We start from the raw sequence: 23370 nt of genomic DNA, 5'->3' as shown, positions 1-23370 counted from the left end.
GAGGCACCTACATGGCCGGCATCCAGCAACTCGGCGACGTCCGCAGCGGCAAGCTGGCAGGCAACATCGCCGCCTTCGGCCGCGCATTGCGCCGCGCCGGCGTGCGCACCGACGCCATGCGCATCGCACTCGCGACCGAGGCGGTCACACTGGTCGGTGTCGAAGACAAGCTCGACCTGGGCGCCGCGATGGAAGCCGTGATGGTCAGCCGCGAGCAGGACCGCCTGGTGTTCCGCGAACTTTTCGACGCGTGGTTCCGCGACCCCGAGCTGGCCAACAAGCTGCTCGCCCAGATGCTGCCCAGCGCCGAAGGCAAGGCCGAGCCCTCCAAACGCCGCCCGCGCGTGCGCGAGGCGCTGAGCCCGCCGCGCGATGCCGTGAAGCCCGCAGCACCGACCAAGCCCGACGAGGAAATCAAGTTCGACGCCGCCATGACGGCCAGCGACCGCCAGCGGCTGCAGCATGCGGACTTCAACGCGCTCGGCGCGGCCGAGTACCGGCTGGTCGAGAGGCTCGCGCGCGACATCACGCTGCCGGTGCCCCGGCTGCCCACGCGCCGCCTGCGCCCGGCCGGCGACGCAGGCAGCGCCCACGCCCGCATGCACTGGCCCGGCGTGCTGCACGAGGCGGCCCGCACCGGCGGCGAGATCCTGCGTCTGCCCCGGCTGGCACGGCGTGAACAGCCCTTGCCGCTCCTGGTGCTGGTCGACGTGTCGGGCTCGATGGAACGCTACGCGCGCCTGCTGCTGGCCTTCCTGCATGCCGCCACGCGGCGGGCCGGCCGGCGCGACGTGTTCGCCTTCGGCACGCGGCTGACCGACCTCACGCCGGCCTTCCGGCTGGCCGACACCGACGCCATGCTGGAGGCCGCCAGCCTGGCCATCGACGACTTCGCGGGCGGCACGCGGCTGGGCGGTTCACTGGCCGAGTTGCGCCAGTCGCATGCGCGCCGGCTCATCGGCCGCCGCACGCTGGTGCTGGTGATCAGCGACGGCCTCGACACGGGCGAGCCCGCGCAGCTCGAGACCGAGCTGCAGTGGCTGAAGCGCCATTCGCGCCGCCTGCTGTGGCTCAACCCGCTGCTGCGCTTCGAGGGCTACGCCCCTCTGGCGCGTGGGGCTGCCGTGCTGCACCGCCATGCGGACGCGATGCTGGCGGTCCACAATCTGAATGCACTCGAACAGCTGGCCGCCAGCCTGGCCGCGCTGATGCGCGCCAGTCGCTAGGACCGGACTCAGGAAGGAACAAAGGAAACCCACCATGGAAATGCTCGGAAACCGCCGCCTCGGCGTCACCCAACAACAGGCCTGGGACGCGCTCAACGATCCCGAGACGCTCAAGAAGTGCATCCCCGGCTGCGACAAGTTCGAGCTCACGGGCGACAACACCTACAGCGTGGCGCTGGCCGTGAAGATCGGCCCGGTGTCGGCCAAGTTCAGCGGCAAGGTGATGCTGTCGGACATCGTCGCGCCCGACGGTTACAAGCTCACCTTCGAGGGGCAGGGCGGCGTGGCGGGATTTGCCAAGGGCTCGTCGAGCGTGTCGCTCAAGCCGGTGGCCGTGGCCGACAGCGCACCCATCGCAGAGGGCGCACCTGCTGCCGAAGCCGCCCCCGTGGCTGCGACATCCGCCGGCTGCGAACTCGACTACACCGTGCAGGCCCAGGTCGGCGGCAAGATCGCCCAGCTCGGCCAGCGCCTGATCGACGGCGCGGCGAAGTCCACCGCCGACGATTTCTTCAAGCGCTTCGAGGCCGAGATGCAAAGCCGCTACGGCCCGCCGCCCGCACCGCCCGCGGAAGCGGCGGCCGAGGCGCCCGCCGAGAAGGCCGGCGTGATGTCGGGCCTCATGAAGAAGATGGGCTTCGGCAAGAAGGACAGCGAAGACGCCGCCACCCCGGGCGACGCCGCCTGACGCACAAGGTCCTGCCATGGAAAACCTCGACGTCATGGTGCTGCGCACGCTGCGCGACTGGCGGCGTGCCGGCAAGCGCGCGCTGCTGACCACCGTGGTGCGCACCTGGGGCTCGTCGCCGCGGCCCGTGGGCTCGATCATGGCGCTGGCCGAGGACGGCGCCGTGGTCGGCTCGGTCTCGGGCGGCTGCATCGAGGACGACCTCATCGCGCGCTACAGCCATGCCCACGGCAAGGGCGAAGACGTGCCGTTGGGCGCGCCGCCCGCGCTCGTCAAGTACGGCATCACGGCCGACGAGGCGCACCGCTTCGGGCTGCCCTGCGGCGGCACGCTCGAGCTGCTGCTCGAATACGCGCCGGACGCCGATGCGCTCGACACGCTGGTCGCCGAACTCGAACGCGGCAAGCTCATGCGCCGCACGGTGACGCTGGCCACCGGCGCGGTGCGGCTGGCCGAGGCGACCGCGCCCGACGAGCTCACGGTGAACGACACCGAGCTCACCAACACCTTCGGCCCCGAGTACCGCATGCTGCTCATCGGCGCCGGCCAGCTCGCCGAGTACCTGGCGACCATGGCCAAGTTCAGCGGCTTCGCCGTGACGTTGTGCGACCCGCGCGCCGAGTACCGCACCGCGTGGACGCTGTCCGGCGTGACGATCACCACCGAGATGCCCGACGACGCCGTGCTGGCCTTCAAGCCCGATCGCCGCAGCTGCGTGGTCGCGCTCACGCACGATCCCAAGCTGGACGACCTCGCGCTGCTTGAAGCGTTGCAGAGCGAGGCCTTCTATGTGGGCGCCATCGGTTCGCGCCGCAACGCCGATGCGCGGCGCGACCGCATGATCGAGCACTTCGACCAGACGGCCGCATCGCTCGCGCGCCTGCGCGGGCCCATCGGCATCTTCATCGGCAGCAAGACGCCGCCCGAGATCGCGGTGAGCGTGATGGCGGAAATTTTGGCGGTGAAGAACGCGGTGACCTTGCCGCGCGAAGTGGAAGTGGCGCGCGCCAAGGAAATCCAGCAGCTGCAACCGAGCTGAACCGACCTGCTGCGCGGGGCTCAGTCCACGCCCAGCAGGTCGTAGATGCGGCGCACGTACTCGCCGAACTCGGGGCTGGTCTTCACGTGCAGCTTGCGCGGCTCGGGCAGGTCGATGCGAAAGAAGTCGGCCATGCGCGCCGGCCCCGCCGTGAGCACCGCGCAGTGCGAGCCCAGGAACACCGCCTCCTGGATGCTGTGCGTGACCACGATGAAGGTCTTGCGGCTGCGCTCCCAGATGCGCAGCATCTCCAGGTTCATCTTCTCGCGCGTGAGCGCATCGAGTGCGCCGAAGGGCTCGTCCATGAGCACCAGCTTCGGGTCGTGGATGAGCGCGCGTGCGATGGCCGCGCGCTGCTGCATGCCGCCCGAGAGTTCGTAGGGCAGCTTGTCGGCAAAGCCGGTGAGACCGACCATGTCGAGCAGTTCATGCGCGCGCGCCTTGGCGGCCTTGCGGTCCAGCCCGAGGATGTCGGCGGGCAGCAGCACGTTCTCGAGAATCGTGCGCCACTTCAGCAACAGCGGCTGTTGGAACACCATGCCGACGTCGCGGCCCGGGTTGAAGCCCGCGCCGCCGGGGCCGCCGATCTCGAGCGTGCCGCCGTCGTGGCCGTGCAGGCCCGACAGGATCTTCAGCAGCGTCGACTTGCCGCAGCCCGAGGGACCGACCAGTGAGATCATGTCGCCCGCATGCACGTCCATCGTGACGTCGGAGACGGCGAGGAACTCCTCGTTGCGCTTGCGGTAGACCTTGCGCAGCTGCCGCATGCGGATCAGCGGCACCGACTCCTGCGGTTGCAGCACGGCGCTCATTGGAAGACCTCCGTGCTTCGCACTGCGGTGCGAGCTTGCTTGGGGCGGCCCGGCGCGGCGCTCATGCGAGCCACCGCGCCAGGTTGTCGCGCACGAAGGCGTCGTCGGACAGGTCGCCGTGCTGGCGGTAGACGCGGTCGATCTCCGCCGACTGTCCGTGGCCGAGGCCTTCTTCCGGGTCGAGGCACCAGATGCCTTCGAGCAGGCCCTGGCGCCGCAGCACCTCGTGGCAGCCCGCGATGCAGCCGTGGAAGTTGTTCGCCACGTCGAAGAAGGCGGCGTTGCAGTCGGTCACGCGCGAATCGAGTGCGAGCAGGGCGGGGCTCAGCGCACCGCCACTGGCGGCCAGCTCGGCCTTGATCTGCTGCAGCTGGTGCACCGCGCTCGACGTCCACACCGACCAGTGGCCCAGCAGGCCGCCACGGAAGCGCACCTGCACGGGCGCGCCGTCGCGCATCACGGCAAAGGGCAGCGCGAGGTCGAGCACGATGTGGTCGTCGTTGCCGGTGTAGAGGAACACGCGCTCCTCGGCGCGCGCATCGACCAGCCCGCGCACCACGTCGATGCTGCGGTAGCGGTTGAAGGGCGCGACCTTGATCGCCAGCGCATTGGGAATGAGCGCGAAGCGGCGCCAGAAGTCGCTCGACAGGATCGGGCCGCCGACCACCGTCTGCAGGTAGAAGCCGATCAGCGGAATCTCCTGCGCCACCGCCTCGCAGTGGGCGATGAGCGCGTCTTCCGACGAACCGGCCAGCGCCGCGAGGCTCAGCAGCCCCGCGTGATAGCCCAGCGAGACGGCGGTGCGCGCCTCGGCCTGCGCCTGCGCGGTCGGGCCGCACAGGCCGGCGATCATCGCCATCGGGCGGTCGTTCCACGCCATGCGGTCCTGCATCGCGGCCTCGAGCACGGTGGCGTACAGGCCGCGCTCGCGGATCGCGAATTGCGTGGTGTGCACGCCCACCGCGAGGCCGCCCACGCCGGCATCGACGTAGTAGCGCGTGAGCGCGCGCTGGCGCTGGCGGTCGAACTGGCGGTCGGCGTCGAGCGCGAGCGGGTGCGCCGGGATGACGGTGCCTTGCGACAGCAGCGCAAGCACGTCGGCGGGAAGGTCGGAGCGGTTCAGTGGCATGGGCGAAGGTCCTCAGGCGAACTCGGGGCCGGCGATGGCGTGGATGAAGGCGGGGTGTCCGGTGGGCGGCTGCGCGCCCTCGCGCGTGGCCAGTGCCATGCGCGTGAAGCTGCGTTGGGGCGTGAAACCAGCGGTGCGCAGCGCAGCGGTCATGGCCTTGCGGTCGTCGGGCACGTCGATGTAGATGCGGCCGTCGAGGCCGCGTGCCGTCTGTGTCAGCAGCGCGGCGGCTGTGGCCTCGTCAGACGACAGCAGCGGCCCGATGTGGTGCGCGGTGCGGCCCGCGCGCACGAGGCCGAAGCCCAGGCCGTTGCGCACGCAGCGGCTGTCCTCGCGCCCGAGCAGGTCGGCGAGCACGGCGGGGCGCGCGAAGCCCAGCGCCTGCGCGTCGAGCGCGGCGAGGCTGTCGAGGGCTGGCTTGTCGGTGGCGAGCGATGCGGTGGCGGGCGCGGCCTCGCGCTGCCAGCGCGTGAGCCGCCACAGCGGCGTGAAGCCGAAGCTCGCATAGAGCGGCTCGCCCTGCGGCGTGGCGTCGAGCATCGCGACGAGGCCGGCGGTCTTCACCTGGTCGAGGCAGCGCGCGAACACTGCGCGGCCCAGGCCCTGACCGCGCGCGGCAGGCATCACGAGGATCATGCTGATCCACGCCACGCCTTCCATCGGCAGCACCGCGCCGTTCGCGATGAGCTGGCCCTCGCCGTCACGCACGCCATGCACCGTGCCGAGCCGCTCGAACAGCCGCCAGTCGTGCGCGGTCTGGTTCCAGCCGCTCGCGGCGACCAGCGCGTCGAGCATCGGGGCGATGCCGGGCGTGATCGACGACAGGGCTTCGACGGCAGGCATGGTCATGGGCTCAGTACTTGCCGTCGCGCGATTCGAATTTCGTGGGCTTGCCGTACTGGCGTTGCTCGCGCGAGATCCAGTCGGCCACCCAGCGGATCTGCTGTGCCAGCGGCACGCGCGGGTAGCCGAACAGGCGCTCGGCTTCGCCGGTGTTCATCAGCCAGGCAGTGGGCGCCTCTTGTCCGGCGATCGTCACGGGCTTGCCGAACTGGCGCGCGAACTCTTCAGCAAGCCAGCGGATCGATGTGGTCTCGGGCCCGCTCACGTTCAGCGGCGAGGTCGGCACGGTGGCCGCCGCGAGGCAGCGCAGTGCCTGTGCGTTCGCGTCGCCCTGCCAGATCACGTTGACGTGGCCCATGGTCACGTCGACCGGCTCGCCGCGCCATACCTTGAGCGCCACGTCGGCCAGCACGCCGTAGCGCAGGTCGATGGCGTAGCTCAGGCGGAAGAGGCGCCCGGGCGTGCTGTGGCGCTGCGAGAAGTACTCGAACATGCGCTCGCGGCCCACGCACGAGTTGGCGTACTCGCCGGGCGGGTTGGGTGCGTCGCTCTCGCTCGCGCCCTGGCTGGTCACGGGCACGAAGGGGTACACACAGGCGGTCGAGAAGGCGACGATGCGCGAGGCGTGGAAGTGCTCGGCCACCAGCGCCGGCACGTGCGCGTTCATGGCCCAGGTCAGCGGGTTGTCGGCGTCGGCGCCGAACTTGCGCCCGGCCATGAAGACCACGTTGGCGCACGGCGGCAGCGCGGTGATGGCGGCGCGGTCGAGCAGGTCGCAGGCGAGGGTCTCGATGCCGTGCGCCTCGAGCGCTTCGCGCACGCCGGCTTCGCTGAAGCGGGCGACGGCGATCACGCGGCGACCGGGCATCGCGTTCTTGGCGAGGCGGGCCAGCGTGGGGCCCATCTTGCCGCCCACGCCGAGGATCATCAGGTCGCCGTCGAGGCGGGCCATGTCGCGCACGAGGTCGCGCGAGGGCGTGGCCAGGTAGTCTTCGAGCGCGGCTTCGCTCTCGAAGCGCTCGGGAAAGGGCAGGTCGTCGAGGACAGGCGTGGAGGTCATTGGATTCTTGCGTCCTGGGTAATGAAGAGGCGCTCCAGCAGAAGCACCAGCAGATAGAGCAGCACGCCCAGGCCCGTGATGAGCAGCACGGCCATGAAGACCGCGGGCGTGTCCAGCGAGGCCTGGACCTGGATCATCAGATAGCCCAGGCCGCGTTCCGAGGCGATGAACTCGCCTACCACCGCGCCCGCCACGGCGAGGATGGTGGCGACCTTCATGCCCGAGAACACGTACGGCAGCGAGCCCGGCAGCTGGATGTAGCGAAACAGCTGCCAGCGCGAACCCTTGAGCGCGCGCACGAGGTCGAGCAGCTCGGGCTCGGTCTCGTTCAGGCCGCGGATGGTGGTCAGCAGGATCGGGAAGAAGCACAGGCTGAACGTGATGAGGATGTTCGGCCCGATGCCGTAGCTGAACCACACGATCACCAGCGGCCCCATCGCCACCTTCGGAATCATGTTGAGCGTGACCAGCAGCGGGAACGCCAGCAGCATCAGCCGCTTGCTGGTGATGAAGAGCAGCGCGCAAAGAATGCCGAGCACCAGCCCGAGCGCGTAGCCGCCGAACACTTCGAGCGCGGTGACGCCGGTGTTCTTGAGCCAGCTGTAGTTCGGGTTGGCCAGCGTGGCCAGCACCTTGGAAGGCGCCGGCAGGATGAAGGGCTGGATCGCGAAGACCCGCACCGCGAGCTCCCACAGCACGATGCCCGCCAGGTGCACCGCGACCACCAGGGCCCAGCGCTGCCACTGCGGTCGCTCGCCCGACAGGGGGGCGGAAGCGGGGGGCGCCAGCGCGCCGTCGGGAGCCGTCATGTCTATTCCTGGGTCAGGGGAAGCAATGCGGCGAATCATAGGAGTCGCCACGACCCGAGTCAACCAACTAGTTGATAAATTTTATGTGGCGTCCGGGTCGGGCCGCAGCGCGTTGAGCGCGAACTCGATCACGTGCCGGCGGCGCTGCAGCAGCGCGCCGCGCGCGTCCAGCGGCTTGCCGAAGATGGCCGACAGCGTGTGGTTGTTGGAGAAGAAGAAATACGAAATGCCGGCGATCGAGATGTAGAGGTTGATCGCGTCGAAGTCGGGCCGGAACACGCCCGCCGCCACGCCGCGCTTGAGCGTGGCTTCGAGCATCTCGATGAAGGGCGAGTGCATCTTCTGCAGCCGCTCCGACTCGCGCAGGTGCGCGCCGTGGTTGCGGTTCTCGTCGGCCAGCAGCGCGATGAATTCGGGGTGCTCGGCCAGGTAGTCGAACGAGAAGGCCACCAGCTGCTTCATGGCTTCCAGCGGCTCGAGTTCGTCGAGCGTGAGCTTCTGTTCCTTCTCGCGGATCTCGGCATAGACCGATTCGAGCGCCACCAGGTACAGCCCCTGCTTGCTGTCGAAGTAGTGGTACACGAGCTGCTTGTTGACCCCGGCGTTGGCGGCGATCTCGTCGACGCGCGCGCCCGCGAAGCCCTTGGTGGCGAACTCGGCCACCGCGGCAGAGATGAGTGCCTGCTTGGCGGCGACGGGGTCGCGCTCGCGTTTCGTGGCGACGGCGGTGCGGGCGGGGGTGGCGGGGCTCGCGGGCTTGGTGGCGGTCATGGTGTTCTTGATTCTCCCGGCAGGGGCAACGCAGTCTGGATGATCTGGATTGCTTGTCAACCAAACAGTTGGTAATATAAATTTCAGGACCTGTTTTTACCTTCTTTTGGAGTGATCCGCATGAAAAAGCTGTTGTCGGCCGCCGGCGCCACCGCCTTGCTCATGGCCTCGGCCCCCGCCGCGTTCGCGGCCGATGCCATGAGCCTGATGCTCAACTGGACACCCACGGCCGATCATGCGCCGATCTATTTCGCGAAGGCCAAGGGCTGGTACACCGAGGCGGGCATCGACCTGAACATCGAGGCCGGCAAGGGCTCGGCCGTCTCGGCGCAGCGCGTGGGCACCGGCGGCAGCGACCTGGGCATTTCCGACCTGCCCACCACGATCCAGGCCAAGGGCAAGGGCGCCGACGTGAAGGCCGTGATGGTCATCTACGCCAACAGCCCGCAGGGCTTCTACTGGCTCAAGTCCTCGGGCATCAACGGGCCCAAGGACTTCGCGGGCCGCAAGATCGGCAACCCACCGGGTGACGCCGCGCGCCTCATGTGGCCGGCCTTCGCCAAGAAGGTGGGGCTCGACCCGGCCAGCGTGACCTTCGTCAACGTGAGCCCGCAGGCCAAGGTGGCGGCGCTGAAGAGCAAGTCGGTCGACATCATCAGCGACTTCTACAACGAGCACGACCTGAAGGCGCGCGAGTTCGGCGCCGACCTGGGCTTTCAGCCGTGGCGCGACGCGGGCGTGAACGTGTACGGCAACTCGCTGATCGTGAACGGCCCGTACCTCGCGAAGAACCCCGGCCAGGTGAAGAAGTTCGTGGCCGTGACGCAGCGTGCCTACGACGCCTGCGTGAAGAGCTTCGAGCCCTGCCTGCAGGCGCTGCAGGCCAGCGTGAGCGGCCTCACGCCCGACAACCAGCGCGACCAGTGGAATCGCATCAAGCAGTTGATGCGCGACGACACCACGACGAAGGTGGCACTCGGCGCCTTCGACGGTGCGCGCGTGAAGGCCGACTACGAGCTCGTGTCCTCGCTGATCGGAATCGACAAGGCCTACGACCCCGCGACGCTCTTTACCAACGAGTTCCTCGACAAGGGCGTGCGCATGGCGCCCAACTGATGGGAAGAAGCCGCTTCAGCGCGACTCGGAGGAGGGCGGCACTTTCGTGTTGCCCTTCTGCCGTTCGCGGAAGAGGGCAGCACGCATCAGGAAGATGGTGGTGATCGGCGCCGTCAGCACGATGAACAGCACGATCAGCATCGCGTGCAGGAACAGGCTGAAGCCCTGCACCGAGAAGTAGGCGATGGTGGCCACCGTCAGGCACCACGCGCCCACCGTGGCGCCCAGCGTGGGCGCATGGATGCGGCGGAAGAAGGTGGGCAGGCGCACCAGGCCGAAGGAGCCGATGGCCGCGAAGGCCGCGCCGAGCACCGCGAATATGGCAGTAATGATCTCGGCCCAAAGAGGAAGTGCGGTGCCGCTCATTCGATGACCTCCCCGCGCAGCAGGAACTTGGCGATCGAGGTCGATCCCACGAAGCCGAACAGCGCCACCAGCATCGCCGCCTCGAAGTACACGCTGCTCGCGTAGTTGATGCCCAGCACCAGCATCATCAGCATGCCGTTGATGTAGAGGCAGTCCAGCGCCATCACGCGGTCCTGCGCGGACGGGCCGGCCAGCAGGCGAAAGAGCGCGCACAGCATCGCCACGGCCAGCAGGAAGAGCGCGGCCTTCAGGGCCCAGAAGAGAACAGGCGTCATGATTCGAAAATCTCCATCAGCGGACGTTCGTAGCGGGTCTTGATCAGGGCGATGAAGGCCGCGTCGTCCTCGAGGTCGAACACGTGGATCAGCAGCGTGGTGCGATCGAACGAGACTTCGCCCCAGGCGGTGCCGGGCGTGAGGCACATGATCATCGCGAGCACGGCGAGGCCGTTGGGGTCGCGCATGTCGAGCGGGATCTGCACGAAGTGCGACGAGATGTCGGCGGTGCGGTGCGTGAGCAGCAGCCGCGCCACGTCGTACGCCGACTTCAGCATGTCGAAGGTGACGAGGAACGACAGCCGCAGCGCCACGCCGGGCCGGCGCATGCGCACCCTGGCGGGCCGCAGGCCCTTGGTGATCAGCGGCACGGCAATGGCGAGCACCGCGGCCGACAGCAGCGTGGCCGCTTCGAGCGACTGGTTGAGCAGCAGCCAGATGACGAACAGCGCGAACGACAGCGGTGGGGAAGGCATCAAGCGCTTCATGGCTTGGCCTCCTCTTTCTTCGCGGGCACCGGGTTAGGCTTCTGCTTGGCGCCGAGCACGGCCTCGCGGTACGCGGTGGGCGTGCGCAGGCCTCCGGCGGTGGCCTGGGCGTGCTGCATCACGGGCTCGGCCCAGACGGTGAGCGCGACGCAGGCTGCGAGCAGGGCCGCCACCGGCAGCACCTCGAGCGCGGGCAGCGAGGGCATGGTGGCGTGGGGCTGCGTCCAGAAATGGCGGATGCCGGTGCGGCTCAGTGCGATCAGCGAGAGAAAGCCCGAGACGATCAGCAGCCCGAGGAAGGTCCAGCCCACCGTGGTGACGACCTTGCTGTCGAGCAGGCCCGAGAGCATCGCGAACTTGCCGACAAAGCCCGACAGCGGCGGCAGACCCGCCAGCAGCAGCGTGCAGAGCATGAAGCTCAGGCCCAGGAAGGCCACGCCGGCGGGAATGGCACGGCCGTAGAGCGCCTGGGCATCGTCGTCGAGGTTCACGTCGTCGAGCGCGCGCAGGTCTTCGGCCAGGAAGGGCGCGTTGCCCGCCGCCTCGTGCGGCGCGACGCTCATGCCCGCGTTGCGCCAGCGCTCGATCATGTCGATCAGCAGGAAGAAGGCCGCCACCGCGAGCGTGGAACTCAGCATGTAGTAGAGCGCGCCTGCCCACACGGCCGGCTCGCCCAGCCCGATGGCGGCCAGCAGCGTGCCCGCCGACACCAGCACGCTGTAGCCCGCGAGGTTCGACAGCCGTTGCGTGCCGACGATGCCGATGGCGCCGACGAACAGCGTGGCCAGCCCGACGCTCACCAGCGCAGCCTGCCCGAAGGCGGCCGAGGCGCCGGTGTCGGGCGCGAACAGCACGGTCCACAGGCGCAGCACGGTGTACACGCCGAGCTTGGTGAGCAGCGCAAACACCGCGCCCACCGGCGACACGGCCGCGCTGTAGGCCGGCACCAGCCAGAAGTTGAGCGGCCACGCGCCCGCCTTGGCGAAGAACGCAGTGGCCAGGATGGCCGCCGCCGCATGCACGAGGCCGCGGTCGCCCGGCGCCAGCTCGGCAATGCGTGCGCCCAGGTCGGCCATGTTGAGCGTGCCGGTCACGCCGTACAGGATGGCCGCGCCGATCAGGAACAGCGACGAGGCCGCGAGGTTGATCGCGATGTAGTGCAGCCCGGCGCGCACGCGCAGCCGGCCCGAGCCGTGCAGCAGCAGGCCGTACGAGGCGGCCAGCATCACCTCGAAGAACACGAACAGGTTGAACAGGTCGCCCGTGAGGAAAGCGCCGTTCAGGCCCATGAGCTGCAGCTGCAGCAGCGGATGAAAGTGCACGCCCGCGCGGTCCCAGCGCGAGGTCGAATAGATCGAGGCCGCGAAGGCCACCACGCCCGTGAGCGCGACCATCATGGTCGAGAGCCGGTCGGCCACCAGCGTGATGCCGAAGGGCGCGCGCCAGTTGCCCGGCAGGTACACGCCGATGGAGCCCGGGCCGCCGCCGGTGTCGGCCGCGTTCACCCAGCGCAGCAGCGCGAGCGCGGCCAGCAGGCCCACCAGGCCCGAGACCACGCTGAGGAAGGACTTGGTGCGCCGGTGGTTCTCGTTCATCAGCAGCATCAGCGCCGCCGTGAGCATGGGCACGAGGATCGGCACCGCCACCAGGTGCGGCATGCTGAACTCGAGGAAGCGGTCGAGCAGGTGCAAGAGGTCGTTCATTCCACGGCCTCCCGCTCTTCACCGTCCACGTGGTCGGTGCCCGACAGGCCGCGCGAGGCGAGCATCACGACCAGGAACAGGGCGGTCATCGCAAAGCCGATCACGATGGCCGTGAGCACCAGCGCCTGCGGCATCGGATCGGCCGTGTTGGCCAGCGTGGCCTTGAAGCCTTCGAGCAGCACCGGCTCGCTGTCGACCTTGAGCCGGCCCATGCTGAAGATGAACAGGTTGACCGCGTACGAGATGAGCGTCAGGCCCATGATGACCTGGAAGGTCCGCGGGCGCAGCAGCAGGTACACGCCCGAGCCGGTGAGCACGCCGATGGCGATGGCCAGCACGATTTCCATCAGCGGGCCCCCCCGGTGGTGGCAGCCGCTTCTTCGGCTTCGGCGGCGGCGCGCGCCTGCGCTTCTTTCTCTTCTTGTTCGTCGGCCCAGCGATGGCTTCGGATGGACTGGTGGGCCAGCGCGGTCAGGATCAGCATGGTGGCGCCGAGCACCAGCGCGAACACGCCGATGTCGAAGAAGAGGGCGCTGGGCACGTGCATGTCGCCCAGCAGCGGCACGTGCACGTGCGCGGTGTGCGTGGTCAGGAACGGGTAGCCGAACACGATCGCGCCGCCGCCGGTGGCGAGCGCGAACAGCAGGCCGATGGCGATCCAGCGGCGCGGGTAGATGCGCAGGTGCTCTTCCACCCACTCGGTGCCCGAGACGATGAACTGCAGCACCAGCGCGACCGACATCACCAGCCCTGCGACAAAACCGCCGCCGGGCGCGTTGTGGCCGCGCATGAAGAAATACACCGAGACCAGCGCAGCCACCGGCAGCACCAGGCGCACCAGCACGGCCGGCACCATCAGGTAGCCGATGGCGGAGTCGGTGGCGCGGCGCGGGTTCAGCAGGTCGCTGCTGCCGTCGTCGACTTGCAGGCGCTGCTGGATGGGCAGCGCCATCGATTCGATGGCCGGGCGGAAGCGCCGCAGCAGCGCATACACGGTGAGCGCCACGATGCCCAGCACGGTGATCTCGCCGAAGGTGTCGAAGCCGCGGAAGTCGACCAGCATCACGTTGACCACGTTGGTGCCGCCGCCTTCGGTGAGCGCGCGTTCGAGGAAGAAGGGCGAGATGCTCTGCGGGAAGGTGCGCGTCATCAGGGCCCAGGCCAGCGCCGCCATGCCGCAGCCGGCGACGGTGGCCACCAGCAGGTCGCGCCCGCGCCGGCCCCAGGGCCGCAGCCGCATGCGCGCGGGCTGCACCACGTCCTTGCTGCGCATCGGCAGCCAGCGCAGGCCCAGCAGGATGAGCACGGTGGTCACGGCCTCGACCACCAGCTGCGTGAGCGCAAGGTCGGGTGCCGAGAACCAGATGTACGTGACGCACGAGACCAGCCCGGCGCCCGACGCCAGCATCAGCGCCGCGAGCCGGTGGAACTTGGCCTGCCACGCGGCGGCCACGGCGCAGGTGCAGCCGATGAGCCAGGTCATCGCGAACATCGGCGAGAAGGGCAGCAGCTCGCGCGTGCCGCGGTCGGCCGGCGTGGCCCACAGCGACGCCGCGGCGCCCGCCACGGCCACCACCACCAGCCACAACAGCTGCCACTGCAGGCGCCGTGTGCCGAACAGGCGACGGCTGCGCCGGCCGGTTTCGCTCAGCAGTGCGATCAGGTGTTCGAAGATGACCTGCCCGTCGAAGCGGTGCAGCAGCGGCGTGTGCTCCAGGCGCCCGCTGCCCAGCGGGCGGCGCAGCAGCAGGTAGAGCACGGCGCCGCCTGCCAGTGCGACGAAGCTCATCATCAGCGGCAGGTTGAAACCGTGCCACACGGCCAGGCTGTAGGCGGGCAGCGTGCCGCCGACCACCGGCGTGGCCGCCGCCGCGAGCATCGGGCCGACCGACCAGGCCGGCGCCACGCCCACCACCAGGCACACCAGCACCAGCAGCTCGACCGGCACGCGCATCCAGTGCGGCGGCTCGTGCGGGGGCTTGGGCACGTCGGGGCCGCAGGGCGGGCCGAAGAACACGTCGAACACGAAGCGCGCCGAGTACGCCACGCTGAAGATGCCCGCGAGGGTGGCGATGACCGGCAGGCTGAAGTCGATCCAGGGCGTGGCCTGGATGAAGACGGTCTCGGCGAAGAACATTTCCTTCGAGAGAAAGCCGTTGAGCAGCGGCACGCCGGCCATCGAGGCGCTGGCGATGATGGCCAGCGTGCCGGTGATGGGCATGAGCCGCATCAGGCCGCTGAGCTTGCGGATGTCGCGCGTGCCGGTCTCGTGGTCGATGATGCCGGCCGCCATGAACAGCGAGGCCTTGAAGGTCGCGTGGTTCATCACATGGAAGACTGCCGCCACCGCCGCCAGCGGGCTGTTCAGGCCCAGCAGCAGCGTGATGAGGCCCAGGTGCGAGATGGTCGAGTAGGCCAGCAGCGCCTTCAGGTCGCGCTGGAACATGGCCGCGAAGCCACCCAGCAGCAGCGTGATCGCGCCTGCGCCGCCGACCATCCAGAACCACTGCTCGGTGCCCGAGAGCACGGGCCACAGCCGCGCCATCAGGAACACGCCCAGCTTCACCATGGTGGCCGAGTGCAGGTAGGCCGACACCGGCGTGGGCGCGGCCATGGCGCGCGGCAGCCAGAAGTGGAACGGGAACTGCGCGCTCTTGGTGAACGCGCCGAGCAGGATCAGCACCAGCGCCACCGGGTACAGCGCGTGCGCGCGGATGATGTCGCCCGAGGCCAGCACGATGTCGAGCTCGTAGCTGCCGACGATGCGGCCCAGCACCAGCACGCCGGCCAAGAGGCACAGCCCGCCGGCACCGGTGACGGTGAGCGCCATGCGCGCCCCGCGCCGCGCGTCGCGCCGGTGGTGCCAGTAGCCGATGAGCAGGAAGGAGAAGAGGCTGGTGAGCTCCCAGAACAGCACCATCTGGATGAGGTTGCCCGAGAGCACCACGCCCATCATCGCGCCCATGAACGCGAGGAAGAACGAGAAGAAGCGCGGCACCGGGTCGGAGGCCGACATGTAGTAGCGCGCATAGAGCACCACCAGCGCGCCGATGCCCAGCACCAGCATGCAGAACAGCCACGCGAAGCCGTCGAGGCGGAACACGAGGTTCAGGCCGAGGGCGGGCAGCCACTCGATCTCCTGGCGCAGCACGTTGCCGTGTGCGATCTGCGGAAAGAGCCAGGCGACCTGGATGGCACAGCCCAATGCGACGAGCCCTGCAAGGGTCGACTCCCGGTTGCGCGCGTTGGACGGCATCAACGCGGCCAGCACGCTGGCAAGAAAGGGGAGTGCGACGAGAAGGGCGAGGGGCATTGGGGTCGATTCTATCGACCGACCCTCTGGAGAACCCCTGTCTATAACCGCAGGAGGTCGAGCAGTTTTTTCGCTGTCACGAAGCCAGCACGAGCTGCACGCTGCGAATGCCCAGCCAGGTCAGCACCAGCGAGCCGCACAGGTGCAGCAGGCCGGTGCCCAGCGCCAGCAAGGGGCGTCCGCCGAGCAGCAGCGCGACCACTTCGGCCGAGAAGCTCGAGAAGGTCGTCAGGCCGCCGAGGAAGCCGGTGATGAGCAGCAGCCGCCACACCGGGTCGAGCTGCGGCAGCGCCTGGAAGACGGCCACGGCCACGCCCACGAGGTAGCCGCCCACGAGGTTGGCGGCCAGCGTGCCGTAGGGCACGGGGCCGCCGGTGTTGAGCCACAGGCCCAGGCCCCAGCGGGCGAGGGCGCCGCACGAGGCGCCCACGCAGATCGCTAGTACCGGCAGCAGAGGAGGCATCCGTTCCCTTGTCGTCGTCGCACTGTCATTTCTCCTTGCCCATCACCAGATCGGGCAGGATCGTGACGATACTCGGGAACAGCGTGATCAGCGCGATGCACAGCACGAGGCAGAAGAAGAACGGAATGGCCGCCTTGGCGATCACGTTGCTGTCCTTGCCGGTCATGTTCTGCAGCACGAACAGGTTGAAGCCCACGGGCGGCGTGACCTCGGCGATCTCGACCAGCAGCACGATGAAGATGCCGAACCAGACCAGGTCGAAGCCCGCCTTCTGGATCATCGGCAGCACCACCGCGCTGGTCAGCACGATCATCGAGATGCCGTCCAGGGCCGTGCCCAGCACCAGGTACACCACCACCAGCGCACCGATCAGCGCATAGGGCGACAGCTGCATGCTGTCGACCCACTCGGCCAGCTCGCGCGGGATGCCGGTGAAGGCCATGGTCTTGGTGAGGAAGGCGGCGCCGGCCAGGATGAACATGATCATGCAGCTGGTGCGCGTGGCGCCCATGATCCCGTCCTTGAAGTTCTTCCAGGTCAGGCTCTTGCCGTAGGCCGCGATGGCCAGTGAGCCGAGCACCCCGAAGGCCGCGCACTCGGTGGCCGTGGCCCAGCCGGCCACCAGCACCCAGACGATGAACACAATCAGCAGCGCGCAGGGAATGAGGTTGCCCGAGAGCCGGATCTTCTGCATGAAGGTGGTGGGCGGGTCGGCCGGCGGCACCTTGTCCGGATGGCGCAGGCTCCACCATGCGATGTAGCCCGAGAACAGCAGCATCAACAAGAAGCCCGGCAGGAAGCCGGCCAGGAAGATGCGGATGATCGAGGCGTCGGCCGCCACGGCATACACCACCATCGTGATCGACGGCGGGATCAGGATGCCCAGTGTGCCGGCCGTGGCCAGCGAGCCGATGGCCAGCTTCTCGTCGTAGCCGCGGCGCTTGAGTTCGGGCAGCGCCACCTTGGCGATGGTCGCGCAGGTGGCGGCCGACGAGCCCGAGACCGAGCCGAACACGCCGCAGCCGAGGATGGTGGTGTGCATGAGCCGGCCGGGCACGCGGTTCAGCCACGGCCTCAAGCCTTCGAACATCTCCTCGCTGAGCTTGGTTCTGAAGAGGATCTCGCCCATCCAGATGAACAGCGGCAGCGCCGCCAGCTCCCAGCTGGCATTGCTTTCCCAGAAGGCCGAGAACAGGTTCTTGCCGGGCAGGGTGTTGGTGAAGAAGGCCTGGCCGACCCAGCCGACGATGGCCAGGGTCATGGCGATCCAGACGCCACCGGCGAGCAGCAACAGCATGATGCCGAGCAGCAGCGCGCCCATCAAAAGGGTTTCGAGCATCGGGTGTCTTGGTTGTTGTCGTTGTCGTTCAGACGTCGGAGGAGAAGTCGCCCGCTGCGTGGCGCTCCTCGACGGCGCGCTGGTAGCTGGGTTTTTCGCCGCGCACCACGCCGACGAGCTCGTCGACCATGGCGATCAGCAGCAGCCAGCAGCCGATCACGAAGCTCGACTGTGGAATCCAGATCGGGATCACGAGCAGGCCCGTGGCCATCTCCTTGAACTCGTAGCTCTCGTAGGTGAAGCTGGTGGCCCAGTAGGTCAGGTAGGCCACCGACACGGCGGCGACCAGCAGGCAGGCCACGTCGAGCACGCGCCGCACCTTGGGCGGCACGGCATCGAGCAGCAGCGTCACGCGCACGAAGTCGCCGTGGCGGAAGGCGTGCGCCATCGCAAAGAAGGCCGCGGCCGCGCACAGCCAGGCCACCGCGTCGTTGAGCCCGCTCACGTGCCAGTTCATCTGCCGGCCCACGCCCGCCACGATCATCAGCACGAAGATCAGGAACACGCAGAAAGCGCCCAGCGCGCCTGCACCGTCATACAGGCGGTCGAGGAAGCGGCGCACGGCTTACTTCTTCTTGTAGGTGTCGACGATGGAAGCACCGTCTGCACCAGCGGCCTTGAGCCAGTCGGCCTGCATGATGCCGCCGACCTGGCGCATGTCGGTGTCCAACTTGGGCGAGGGCTTGTGGATCTTCATGCCGCGCTCAGCCAGCAGGCGCTTGTACTCGTCGTTCTTCTCCTGCGCCACTTTCCAGCCACGTGCCTCGGCGTCGGCCGCAGCCTTGGTCACGGCGGCCTTGCCGGCGGCGTCGAGTGCATCGAAAGCCTTGGCGTTCACGAGGATCGCGTTCTTCGGAATCCAGGCCTGCGTGTCGTAGAAGTTCTTGATGTGTTCGAAGGTCTTGGTGTCGTAGCCGGTGGAGCCCGAGCTCATGTAGCTCTCGATCACGCCGGTGGCCATCGCCGCACTCAGCTCGGCCTGCTGGATCTGCACCGGCTGCGCGCCGATGAGTTCGGCGATCTTGGCCGTGGCCGGGCTGTAGGCGCGCCACTTGATGCCGCGCAGGTCGGCCACCGAGCCGATCTCCTTCTTGGTGTAGATGCCCTGCGGCGCCCAGGGCACCACGAACAGCACCTTGATGCCTTGCGCGGCCAGCAGCTTGTCCATCGCGGGCTTGGAGGCGTCGTAGAGCTTGCGGGCCTCGGGGTACGTGGTGGCCAGGAAGGGCACGCCGTCCAGTGCGTAGATCGGGTTTTCGTTGGCGTAGTTGGCCAGCAGGATCTCGCCGGCCTGGGCCTGGCCGCTTTGCACGGCGCGCTTGATCTCGGGCGCCTTGAACAGCGACGCGTTGGCGTGCACCGTGATCTTCAGCTTGCCGCCGGTGGCCGCGTCCACGTCTTTGGCGAACTGCGTGATGTTCTCGGTGTGGTAGTTGGTCGCGGGGTAGGCGGTGGGCAGGTCCCACTTGGCTTGCGCAAAGGCGGCGGCGCCAAGGGTGAGGCCCGCCAGGGCAATGCCGAACTTGTGATTCATGGACGCGCTCCGGAATGTAGTCAAAGCTGAATGAAAGAAAAGCATACGTGCAAATTCCGGGCCATTCGCTGAGGCATTTCCCTGCCATGTGGTGTCGATGCGGCACCAGCTGCGGGCATGAAAAAACCGCCTCGAGGGCGGTTTCTTTGGTTCAGGGCGAGGTCACTGCTTGGCGGGTTTCGCCTCAGCCACCTTGGCGGCCTTGCCTGCCTTGGCCGGTGCCGCCGCGCCGTTGAAGCTCTGGCCGTTGACCGTCAGGCCTTCGGCCGACAGCTTGGCCGCGCTCTTTTCCTTCACGCCCTTCACGCGCTGCATGAGGTCGGGCCAGTCCTTGAACTCGCCTTCCTTGCGGGCGTCGAGGATGCGCTTGGACAGCGAGGGGCCGACGCCCTTGAGGCCGTCGAGGTCGGCCGCGCTGCCCTTGTTGGCGTCGACGGCAGCGAACGAGACAGCCGCGAAGCACATGGCGAGCGTGGCGATGATTTTCTTGAACATGGTGAAAACTCCCTCTTCAATTGTTGGTATGGCTAAGCCGACAGGAATATTGGCTTCGGCTCAACGAGAGGGCGCGCGCGGCAGTTGACGTGAAGACGGGGCCCTGGGCCCCGTGTGACGATTGTTCCGAACCGTGGTCAGAGTTCTTCCACGCGCCGCGGAGGGTAGCTGTCCCAAGCCTGGCAGCCAGGGCAGTGCCAGAAGTACTGGTGCGCCTCGAAGCCGCAGGCCGCGCAGCGGTAGCGCATGAGCGGGCGGGTGGCCTGGTCGAGCGCGCGTTGCACCTGCGGATGGAACTGCTCGTGCTCGAAGCGCTCGCCGGCGAGCCAGCGCGACGCCGCCACGAGCGAAGGCTGGTGCGCGAGGTGGGCGATGTAGCTGTCGCGCGGCGTGGGGGCTTCGGTGGGCGTGTCCGAGGGCGTGGCGTCGGGTGTGCCGCCGAGCGCGATCATCGCTTCGAGCACGTCGATCGACGGCGACTCGGCATAGCGTCGTTGCAGCAATGCCAGCGCCTCGCCTTCGCGCTGCGCGGCCACGGCGGCCTTCTGCAGCGACGCGGCGTACAACGGCAGCGCCAGCGGCGCCGTGTCGCTGAGGCCTTCAAGCGTGTCGAAGGCCGCGGCGGCTTCGCCGTTGCGCAGCTGCAAGGTGGCGGTGTCGATGGCCGGGCGCGGTGCCTGCGGCGCCAGCGCGCGGGCCTGCGTGAGCAGGTCGGCGGCGCCCTGCAGGTCGCCGGTCGCGACGCGTTCGTTGGCCTGCTCGCACAGGTGGTGGGCGCGGCGCGTGCTGTAGCTGGCCTGGTCGGACTCGTCGAGCTTCTGCGCCACGTCGGCGGCCTGCGCCCATTCGCGCGAGCGTTCGTAGATGGCCAGCAGCGCGAGCCGGGCCTCGTTCTCGTAGCGCGTGCCTTCGAGCTTCTGCAGCGCCGCTTCGGCGCGGTCGAGCAGGCCGGCGCGCAGGAAGTCTTGCGCCAGCGCGTGCTGTGCGCGCTCGCGGTCGGCACGGCTCAGGTCGCCACGGCCCAGCAGGTGCTCGTGCACGCGCACGGCGCGCTGGTACTCGCCGCGGCGGCGGAACAGGTTGCCGAGCGCGAAGTGCAGCTCCTGTGTGTCGGGGTCGTTCTGCACGGCCTCGATGAAGGCGTCGATGGCCTGGTCCTGCTGCTCGTTGAGCAGGAAGTTCAGGCCGCGAAAGTAGGCCTTGGGCGCCTGCCGGTTCTCGAGCTTGAGCTGGCGGATGTCGAAGCGCGATGCGAGCCAGCCCAGCACGAAGGCGACGGGCAGGCCGATCAGCAGCCAGCTGGGATCAAAGTCCATGTTGACGTACGGCGGGAAGGTCGGTGGCGGAGATGGACGGCGTTGCCGCGGAGGCGGTCGCAGTGGCCAGCGGTGCGGGGGAGGGGGCTTCGGTGGTCGCGGGCATTTGCGCCGCGGCGGCACGGTGTTTCCACCAGCCGGGCAGCATGCCCAGCGCACCGACCACGAGCCCGCCGGCAAAGGCCGCGAGCACGACGAGCACCAGCGGCGCGCGCCAGTGGGTTCCGAAGAAGAAGTAGACGGTCGCGTCGTGCTGGTTGTTCAGCGCGAAGGCGAAGAGCGTAAAAAAAATGGCTGCCTTGAGCAGCCACAGGAGGTACTTCATAGCTGTTCCCGTTGCCGAGAGCATTCTACGTTTGCATTCATTTGCATCAGGCCTTGCGGCCGGCGACTTCCTTGCCTGCATCGAGCTCGGCGGTCTTCGCGTCGACGGCTTCGCGCAGTGCCTTGCCCGGCTTGAAGTGCGGCACGCGCTTCTCGGGGATCTGCACGCTCTCGCCCGAACGCGGGTTGCGGCCGATGCGCGGCGGACGGCGGTTGACCGAGAAGCTGCCGAAGCCGCGGATCTCGATGCGGTGGCCGCGCACCAGCGCGTCGCTCATCGCGTCCAGGATGGTCTTGACGGCGTATTCGGCATCGCGGTGCGTGAGCTGCGCGAAACGGGCGGCGAGTTCTTCGACGAGGTCTGAGCGGGTCATAGGCCAAACATAAACGAAAAACGTGGACGAAAAAAAAGACAGAGCGGCCCCGGGGGCCTGCCTCTGTCTTCGGACTCAGCTTACTTGTTGTCGCTGTTGTCGAGCTTGGCGCGCAGCAGGGCGCCCAGGCTGGTCGTGCCCGCGTTTTCGCGTGCCGACTGCTGGCTCAGGCTGGCCATGGCGCCTTGTTCGTCGACCATGTCCTTCTGCTTGATCGACAGCTGGATGTTGCGGGTCTTGCGATCCACATTCACCACGATGGCCGTGACTTCGTCGCCTTCCTTGAGCACGTTGCGGGCATCTTCGACGCGGTCGCGCGAGATTTCCGAAGCACGCAGGTAGCCGATGATGTCTTCGCCGAGGTCGATTTCAGCGCCGCGGGCGTCCACGGTCTTGACCTTGCCGGTCACGATCTGGCCCTTGTCGTTCACGGTGGTGAACGTGGTGAACGGATCGCTGTCGAGCTGCTTGATGCCCAGCGAGATGCGTTCGCGGTCGACGTCGACAGCCAGCACGATCGCTTCGACTTCCTGGCCCTTCTTGTAGTTGCGAACGGCGGTTTCGCCGGTTTCGTTCCACGAGAGGTCCGAGAGGTGCACCAGGCCGTCGATGCCGGCAGCCAGACCCACGAACACGCCGAAGTCGGTGATCGACTTGATCGGGCCCTTGACGCGGTCGCCACGCTTGGTGTTTTGCGCGAACTCTTGCCACGGGTTGGCCTTGCACTGCTTCATGCCCAGGCTGATGCGGCGCTTGTCTTCGTCGATTTCCAGGACCATGACTTCGACTTCGTCGCCCAGCGAGACGATCTTGTTCGGAGCGATGTTCTTGTTGGTCCAGTCCATTTCGGAGACGTGCACCAGGCCTTCGATGCCGGGTTCGAGTTCGACGAACGCGCCGTAGTCGGCGATGTTCGTGACCTTGCCGAACAGGCGGGTCGATTGCGGGTAGCGGCGCGAAACGCCCATCCACGGGTCGTCACCCATTTGCTTGAGACCCAGCGAGACACGGTTCTTTTCGGTGTCGAACTTGAGGATCTTGGCGGTGATTTCCTGGCCGGCCTGAACGACTTCGCTCGGGTGGCGGACACGGCGCCATGCCATGTCGGTGATGTGCAGCAGGCCGTCGATGCCGCCGAGGTCCACGAACGCACCGTATTCGGTGATGTTCTTGACCACGCCGCGCACGACTGCGCCTTCCTTCAGGGTTTCCATCAGCTTGGCGCGCTCTTCGCCCATGCTGGCTTCGACCACGGCACGGCGCGACAGCACGACGTTGTTGCGCTTGCGATCGAGCTTGATGACCTTGAATTCGAGGGTCTTGTTTTCGTACGGGGTCAGGTCCTTGATCGGACGCGTGTCGATCAGCGAGCCCGGCAGGAACGCGCGGATGCCGTTGACCAGAACGGTCAGACCGCCCTTGACCTTGCCGCTGGTGGTGCCGGTGACGAAGTCGCCCGATTCCAGGGCCTTCTCCAGGGCGAGCCACGAAGCCAGACGCTTGGCGGTGTCGCGCGAGAGGATGGTGTCGCCGTAGCCGTTTTCAACGCTGCCGATGGCAACGGAAACGAAATCGCCGGCCTGGACTTCGAGTTCGCCCTTGTCGTTCTTGAACTCTTCGATCGGCACATACGCTTCGGACTTCAGACCGGCGTTGACGACGACGTGGTTGTGTTCGACGCGCACGACTTCGGCCGTGATGACCTCGCCGCTGCGCATTTCGGAACGCTTCAGGGACTCTTCGAATAGGTCGGCAAAAGATTCAGACATTTATGGTTCCTTCCGTCAGGCAGGGTTGGCAGGCGCTCTTGCGAAATTGCGTGCGGCTGCTGGAGGTCTGTAGACGGCGGTTAGGTTGTGGGCGTGAGCCCGGTTGGTTGAACAACCA

At 67.9% G+C, this 23370-nt stretch carries 25 protein-coding genes; 4 read left to right on the top strand and 21 right to left on the bottom strand.

Annotated elements, in window-relative coordinates:
- The first annotated feature begins 11 nt into the window (after positions 1-11).
- The 3 genes from AC07Q9_RS02250 to AC07Q9_RS02240 are packed head-to-tail and all read left to right on the top strand — an operon-like array spanning position 12 to position 2953.
- Complete coding sequence (locus AC07Q9_RS02250) at positions 12-1226, top strand: vWA domain-containing protein (protein WP_495307102.1); 1215 nt, start codon at positions 12-14, stop codon at positions 1224-1226.
- Positions 1227-1260: 34 nt separating this feature from the next.
- Positions 1261-1914 (top strand): SRPBCC family protein, encoded by a 654-nt coding sequence (locus AC07Q9_RS02245; RefSeq protein ID WP_495307100.1) that lies wholly within the window; start codon positions 1261-1263, stop codon positions 1912-1914.
- A 16-nt stretch (positions 1915-1930) separates the two neighbouring features.
- The gene (locus AC07Q9_RS02240) at positions 1931-2953 is read left to right on the top strand and encodes an XdhC family protein (RefSeq protein ID WP_495305413.1); all 1023 of its coding nucleotides are present in this window, start codon (positions 1931-1933) and stop codon (positions 2951-2953) included.
- A gap of 20 nt (positions 2954-2973) precedes the next feature.
- Here the strand turns inward: AC07Q9_RS02240 and AC07Q9_RS02235 are convergent, their stop codons facing one another.
- From AC07Q9_RS02235 to AC07Q9_RS02210, 6 genes are all read right to left on the bottom strand, one after another.
- A complete protein-coding gene (locus tag AC07Q9_RS02235; RefSeq protein ID WP_495307098.1) occupies positions 2974-3765 on the bottom strand; it encodes an ABC transporter ATP-binding protein in 792 nt (263 codons plus the stop codon).
- 61 nt (positions 3766-3826) lie between these two features.
- Positions 3827-4894, bottom strand: coding sequence for a dihydrodipicolinate synthase family protein (locus AC07Q9_RS02230; RefSeq protein WP_495307097.1), 1068 nt, complete (start codon positions 4892-4894; stop codon positions 3827-3829).
- A 12-nt stretch (positions 4895-4906) separates the two neighbouring features.
- Positions 4907-5743: a GNAT family N-acetyltransferase gene (locus tag AC07Q9_RS02225; RefSeq protein ID WP_495307096.1), complete on the bottom strand. Its 837-nt coding sequence runs from the start codon at positions 5741-5743 to the stop codon at positions 4907-4909.
- A 4-nt stretch (positions 5744-5747) separates the two neighbouring features.
- Positions 5748-6797, bottom strand: coding sequence for an NAD-dependent epimerase/dehydratase family protein (locus AC07Q9_RS02220; protein ID WP_495307095.1), 1050 nt, complete (start codon positions 6795-6797; stop codon positions 5748-5750).
- Positions 6794-7606 (bottom strand): ABC transporter permease, encoded by an 813-nt coding sequence (locus AC07Q9_RS02215; RefSeq protein ID WP_495307093.1) that lies wholly within the window; start codon positions 7604-7606, stop codon positions 6794-6796. The genes AC07Q9_RS02220 and AC07Q9_RS02215 overlap by 4 nt, the downstream gene beginning before the upstream one ends.
- Before the next feature lie 81 nt (positions 7607-7687).
- Positions 7688-8377: a TetR family transcriptional regulator gene (locus AC07Q9_RS02210; RefSeq protein ID WP_495307091.1), complete on the bottom strand. Its 690-nt coding sequence runs from the start codon at positions 8375-8377 to the stop codon at positions 7688-7690.
- A gap of 120 nt (positions 8378-8497) precedes the next feature.
- On the opposite strand from AC07Q9_RS02210, the gene AC07Q9_RS02205 reads away from it, so the two are divergent.
- A complete protein-coding gene (locus AC07Q9_RS02205; protein ID WP_167394993.1) occupies positions 8498-9493 on the top strand; it encodes an ABC transporter substrate-binding protein in 996 nt (331 codons plus the stop codon).
- 15 nt (positions 9494-9508) lie between these two features.
- Here AC07Q9_RS02205 and mnhG read toward each other — a convergent pair whose 3' ends face one another.
- From mnhG to rpsA, 15 genes are all read right to left on the bottom strand, one after another.
- Positions 9509-9859 carry a monovalent cation/H(+) antiporter subunit G gene (mnhG, locus tag AC07Q9_RS02200; RefSeq protein ID WP_492677908.1) on the bottom strand — a complete coding sequence of 117 codons (351 nt, stop codon included), beginning with the start codon at positions 9857-9859 and terminating at the stop codon, positions 9509-9511.
- Positions 9856-10134 (bottom strand): K+/H+ antiporter subunit F, encoded by a 279-nt coding sequence (locus AC07Q9_RS02195; protein ID WP_062468691.1) that lies wholly within the window; start codon positions 10132-10134, stop codon positions 9856-9858. Before AC07Q9_RS02195 ends, mnhG begins: the two co-directional genes overlap by 4 nt.
- Positions 10131-10622 carry a Na+/H+ antiporter subunit E gene (locus tag AC07Q9_RS02190; RefSeq protein WP_489062474.1) on the bottom strand — a complete coding sequence of 164 codons (492 nt, stop codon included), beginning with the start codon at positions 10620-10622 and terminating at the stop codon, positions 10131-10133. The genes AC07Q9_RS02195 and AC07Q9_RS02190 overlap by 4 nt, the downstream gene beginning before the upstream one ends.
- A complete protein-coding gene (locus AC07Q9_RS02185) occupies positions 10619-12325 on the bottom strand; it encodes a monovalent cation/H+ antiporter subunit D (RefSeq protein ID WP_495301408.1) in 1707 nt (568 codons plus the stop codon). The genes AC07Q9_RS02190 and AC07Q9_RS02185 overlap by 4 nt, the downstream gene beginning before the upstream one ends.
- Positions 12322-12672, bottom strand: a complete 351-nt coding sequence (locus AC07Q9_RS02180; protein WP_139701839.1) for a Na+/H+ antiporter subunit C — start codon at positions 12670-12672, stop codon at positions 12322-12324. Before AC07Q9_RS02180 ends, AC07Q9_RS02185 begins: the two co-directional genes overlap by 4 nt.
- Positions 12672-15638 (bottom strand): monovalent cation/H+ antiporter subunit A, encoded by a 2967-nt coding sequence (locus tag AC07Q9_RS02175; RefSeq protein WP_495307089.1) that lies wholly within the window; start codon positions 15636-15638, stop codon positions 12672-12674. Before AC07Q9_RS02175 ends, AC07Q9_RS02180 begins: the two co-directional genes overlap by 1 nt.
- 76 nt (positions 15639-15714) lie before the next feature.
- Entirely contained in the window at positions 15715-16101 is a 387-nt protein-coding gene (gene crcB, locus AC07Q9_RS02170; RefSeq protein ID WP_062468679.1) for a fluoride efflux transporter CrcB, read from the bottom strand.
- A gap of 25 nt (positions 16102-16126) precedes the next feature.
- A complete protein-coding gene (locus tag AC07Q9_RS02165; protein WP_495307086.1) occupies positions 16127-17440 on the bottom strand; it encodes a TRAP transporter large permease in 1314 nt (437 codons plus the stop codon).
- A 28-nt stretch (positions 17441-17468) separates the two neighbouring features.
- Positions 17469-18002: a TRAP transporter small permease gene (locus AC07Q9_RS02160; RefSeq protein ID WP_492729291.1), complete on the bottom strand. Its 534-nt coding sequence runs from the start codon at positions 18000-18002 to the stop codon at positions 17469-17471.
- A 3-nt stretch (positions 18003-18005) separates the two neighbouring features.
- Positions 18006-18974: a TRAP transporter substrate-binding protein gene (locus AC07Q9_RS02155; protein WP_495299143.1), complete on the bottom strand. Its 969-nt coding sequence runs from the start codon at positions 18972-18974 to the stop codon at positions 18006-18008.
- A gap of 162 nt (positions 18975-19136) precedes the next feature.
- Positions 19137-19469 carry a ComEA family DNA-binding protein gene (locus AC07Q9_RS02150; RefSeq protein WP_492681434.1) on the bottom strand — a complete coding sequence of 111 codons (333 nt, stop codon included), beginning with the start codon at positions 19467-19469 and terminating at the stop codon, positions 19137-19139.
- A 137-nt stretch (positions 19470-19606) separates the two neighbouring features.
- On the bottom strand, positions 19607-20785 hold the full coding sequence (gene lapB, locus AC07Q9_RS02145; RefSeq protein ID WP_495307085.1) for a lipopolysaccharide assembly protein LapB: 1179 nt from the start codon (positions 20783-20785) through the stop codon (positions 19607-19609).
- A complete protein-coding gene (locus AC07Q9_RS02140) occupies positions 20775-21110 on the bottom strand; it encodes a LapA family protein (RefSeq protein ID WP_495307084.1) in 336 nt (111 codons plus the stop codon). The genes lapB and AC07Q9_RS02140 overlap by 11 nt, the downstream gene beginning before the upstream one ends.
- Before the next feature lie 46 nt (positions 21111-21156).
- A complete protein-coding gene (locus AC07Q9_RS02135; RefSeq protein WP_495307082.1) occupies positions 21157-21483 on the bottom strand; it encodes an integration host factor subunit beta in 327 nt (108 codons plus the stop codon).
- A gap of 80 nt (positions 21484-21563) precedes the next feature.
- Positions 21564-23252 (bottom strand): 30S ribosomal protein S1, encoded by a 1689-nt coding sequence (gene rpsA / locus AC07Q9_RS02130; protein ID WP_062468664.1) that lies wholly within the window; start codon positions 23250-23252, stop codon positions 21564-21566.
- Positions 23253-23370 lie beyond the last annotated feature (118 nt).

Source organism: Variovorax sp. GW821-FHT09A10 (assembly GCF_059418385.1).
The sequence above is the reverse complement of the archived record's forward strand: the minus strand, read 5'-3'. Positions and strand labels throughout refer to the sequence as shown.

What these genes read in the sequence shown, in the direction of transcription:
- AC07Q9_RS02155 (WP_495299143.1), bottom strand. Translation starts at nt 18,974, where the DNA reads ATGAATCACAAGTTCGGCATTGCCCTGGCGGGCCTCACCCTTGGCGCC.
- mnhG (WP_492677908.1), bottom strand. Translation starts at nt 9,859, where the DNA reads ATGAGCGGCACCGCACTTCCTCTTTGGGCCGAGATCATTACTGCCATA.
- AC07Q9_RS02245 (WP_495307100.1), top strand. Translation starts at nt 1,261, where the DNA reads ATGGAAATGCTCGGAAACCGCCGCCTCGGCGTCACCCAACAACAGGCC.
- AC07Q9_RS02205 (WP_167394993.1), top strand. Translation starts at nt 8,498, where the DNA reads ATGAAAAAGCTGTTGTCGGCCGCCGGCGCCACCGCCTTGCTCATGGCC.
- crcB (WP_062468679.1), bottom strand. Translation starts at nt 16,101, where the DNA reads ATGCCTCCTCTGCTGCCGGTACTAGCGATCTGCGTGGGCGCCTCGTGC.
- AC07Q9_RS02140 (WP_495307084.1), bottom strand. Translation starts at nt 21,110, where the DNA reads ATGAAGTACCTCCTGTGGCTGCTCAAGGCAGCCATTTTTTTTACGCTC.
- AC07Q9_RS02230 (WP_495307097.1), bottom strand. Translation starts at nt 4,894, where the DNA reads ATGCCACTGAACCGCTCCGACCTTCCCGCCGACGTGCTTGCGCTGCTG.
- lapB (WP_495307085.1), bottom strand. Translation starts at nt 20,785, where the DNA reads ATGGACTTTGATCCCAGCTGGCTGCTGATCGGCCTGCCCGTCGCCTTC.
- AC07Q9_RS02195 (WP_062468691.1), bottom strand. Translation starts at nt 10,134, where the DNA reads ATGACGCCTGTTCTCTTCTGGGCCCTGAAGGCCGCGCTCTTCCTGCTG.
- AC07Q9_RS02175 (WP_495307089.1), bottom strand. Translation starts at nt 15,638, where the DNA reads ATGCCCCTCGCCCTTCTCGTCGCACTCCCCTTTCTTGCCAGCGTGCTG.
- AC07Q9_RS02210 (WP_495307091.1), bottom strand. Translation starts at nt 8,377, where the DNA reads ATGACCGCCACCAAGCCCGCGAGCCCCGCCACCCCCGCCCGCACCGCC.
- AC07Q9_RS02220 (WP_495307095.1), bottom strand. Translation starts at nt 6,797, where the DNA reads ATGACCTCCACGCCTGTCCTCGACGACCTGCCCTTTCCCGAGCGCTTC.
- AC07Q9_RS02135 (WP_495307082.1), bottom strand. Translation starts at nt 21,483, where the DNA reads ATGACCCGCTCAGACCTCGTCGAAGAACTCGCCGCCCGTTTCGCGCAG.
- AC07Q9_RS02165 (WP_495307086.1), bottom strand. Translation starts at nt 17,440, where the DNA reads ATGCTCGAAACCCTTTTGATGGGCGCGCTGCTGCTCGGCATCATGCTG.
- AC07Q9_RS02250 (WP_495307102.1), top strand. Translation starts at nt 12, where the DNA reads ATGGCCGGCATCCAGCAACTCGGCGACGTCCGCAGCGGCAAGCTGGCA.
- AC07Q9_RS02180 (WP_139701839.1), bottom strand. Translation starts at nt 12,672, where the DNA reads ATGGAAATCGTGCTGGCCATCGCCATCGGCGTGCTCACCGGCTCGGGC.
- rpsA (WP_062468664.1), bottom strand. Translation starts at nt 23,252, where the DNA reads ATGTCTGAATCTTTTGCCGACCTATTCGAAGAGTCCCTGAAGCGTTCC.
- AC07Q9_RS02215 (WP_495307093.1), bottom strand. Translation starts at nt 7,606, where the DNA reads ATGACGGCTCCCGACGGCGCGCTGGCGCCCCCCGCTTCCGCCCCCCTG.
- AC07Q9_RS02225 (WP_495307096.1), bottom strand. Translation starts at nt 5,743, where the DNA reads ATGACCATGCCTGCCGTCGAAGCCCTGTCGTCGATCACGCCCGGCATC.
- AC07Q9_RS02150 (WP_492681434.1), bottom strand. Translation starts at nt 19,469, where the DNA reads ATGTTCAAGAAAATCATCGCCACGCTCGCCATGTGCTTCGCGGCTGTC.
- AC07Q9_RS02185 (WP_495301408.1), bottom strand. Translation starts at nt 12,325, where the DNA reads ATGAACGACCTCTTGCACCTGCTCGACCGCTTCCTCGAGTTCAGCATG.
- AC07Q9_RS02235 (WP_495307098.1), bottom strand. Translation starts at nt 3,765, where the DNA reads ATGAGCGCCGTGCTGCAACCGCAGGAGTCGGTGCCGCTGATCCGCATG.
- AC07Q9_RS02190 (WP_489062474.1), bottom strand. Translation starts at nt 10,622, where the DNA reads ATGAAGCGCTTGATGCCTTCCCCACCGCTGTCGTTCGCGCTGTTCGTC.
- AC07Q9_RS02240 (WP_495305413.1), top strand. Translation starts at nt 1,931, where the DNA reads ATGGAAAACCTCGACGTCATGGTGCTGCGCACGCTGCGCGACTGGCGG.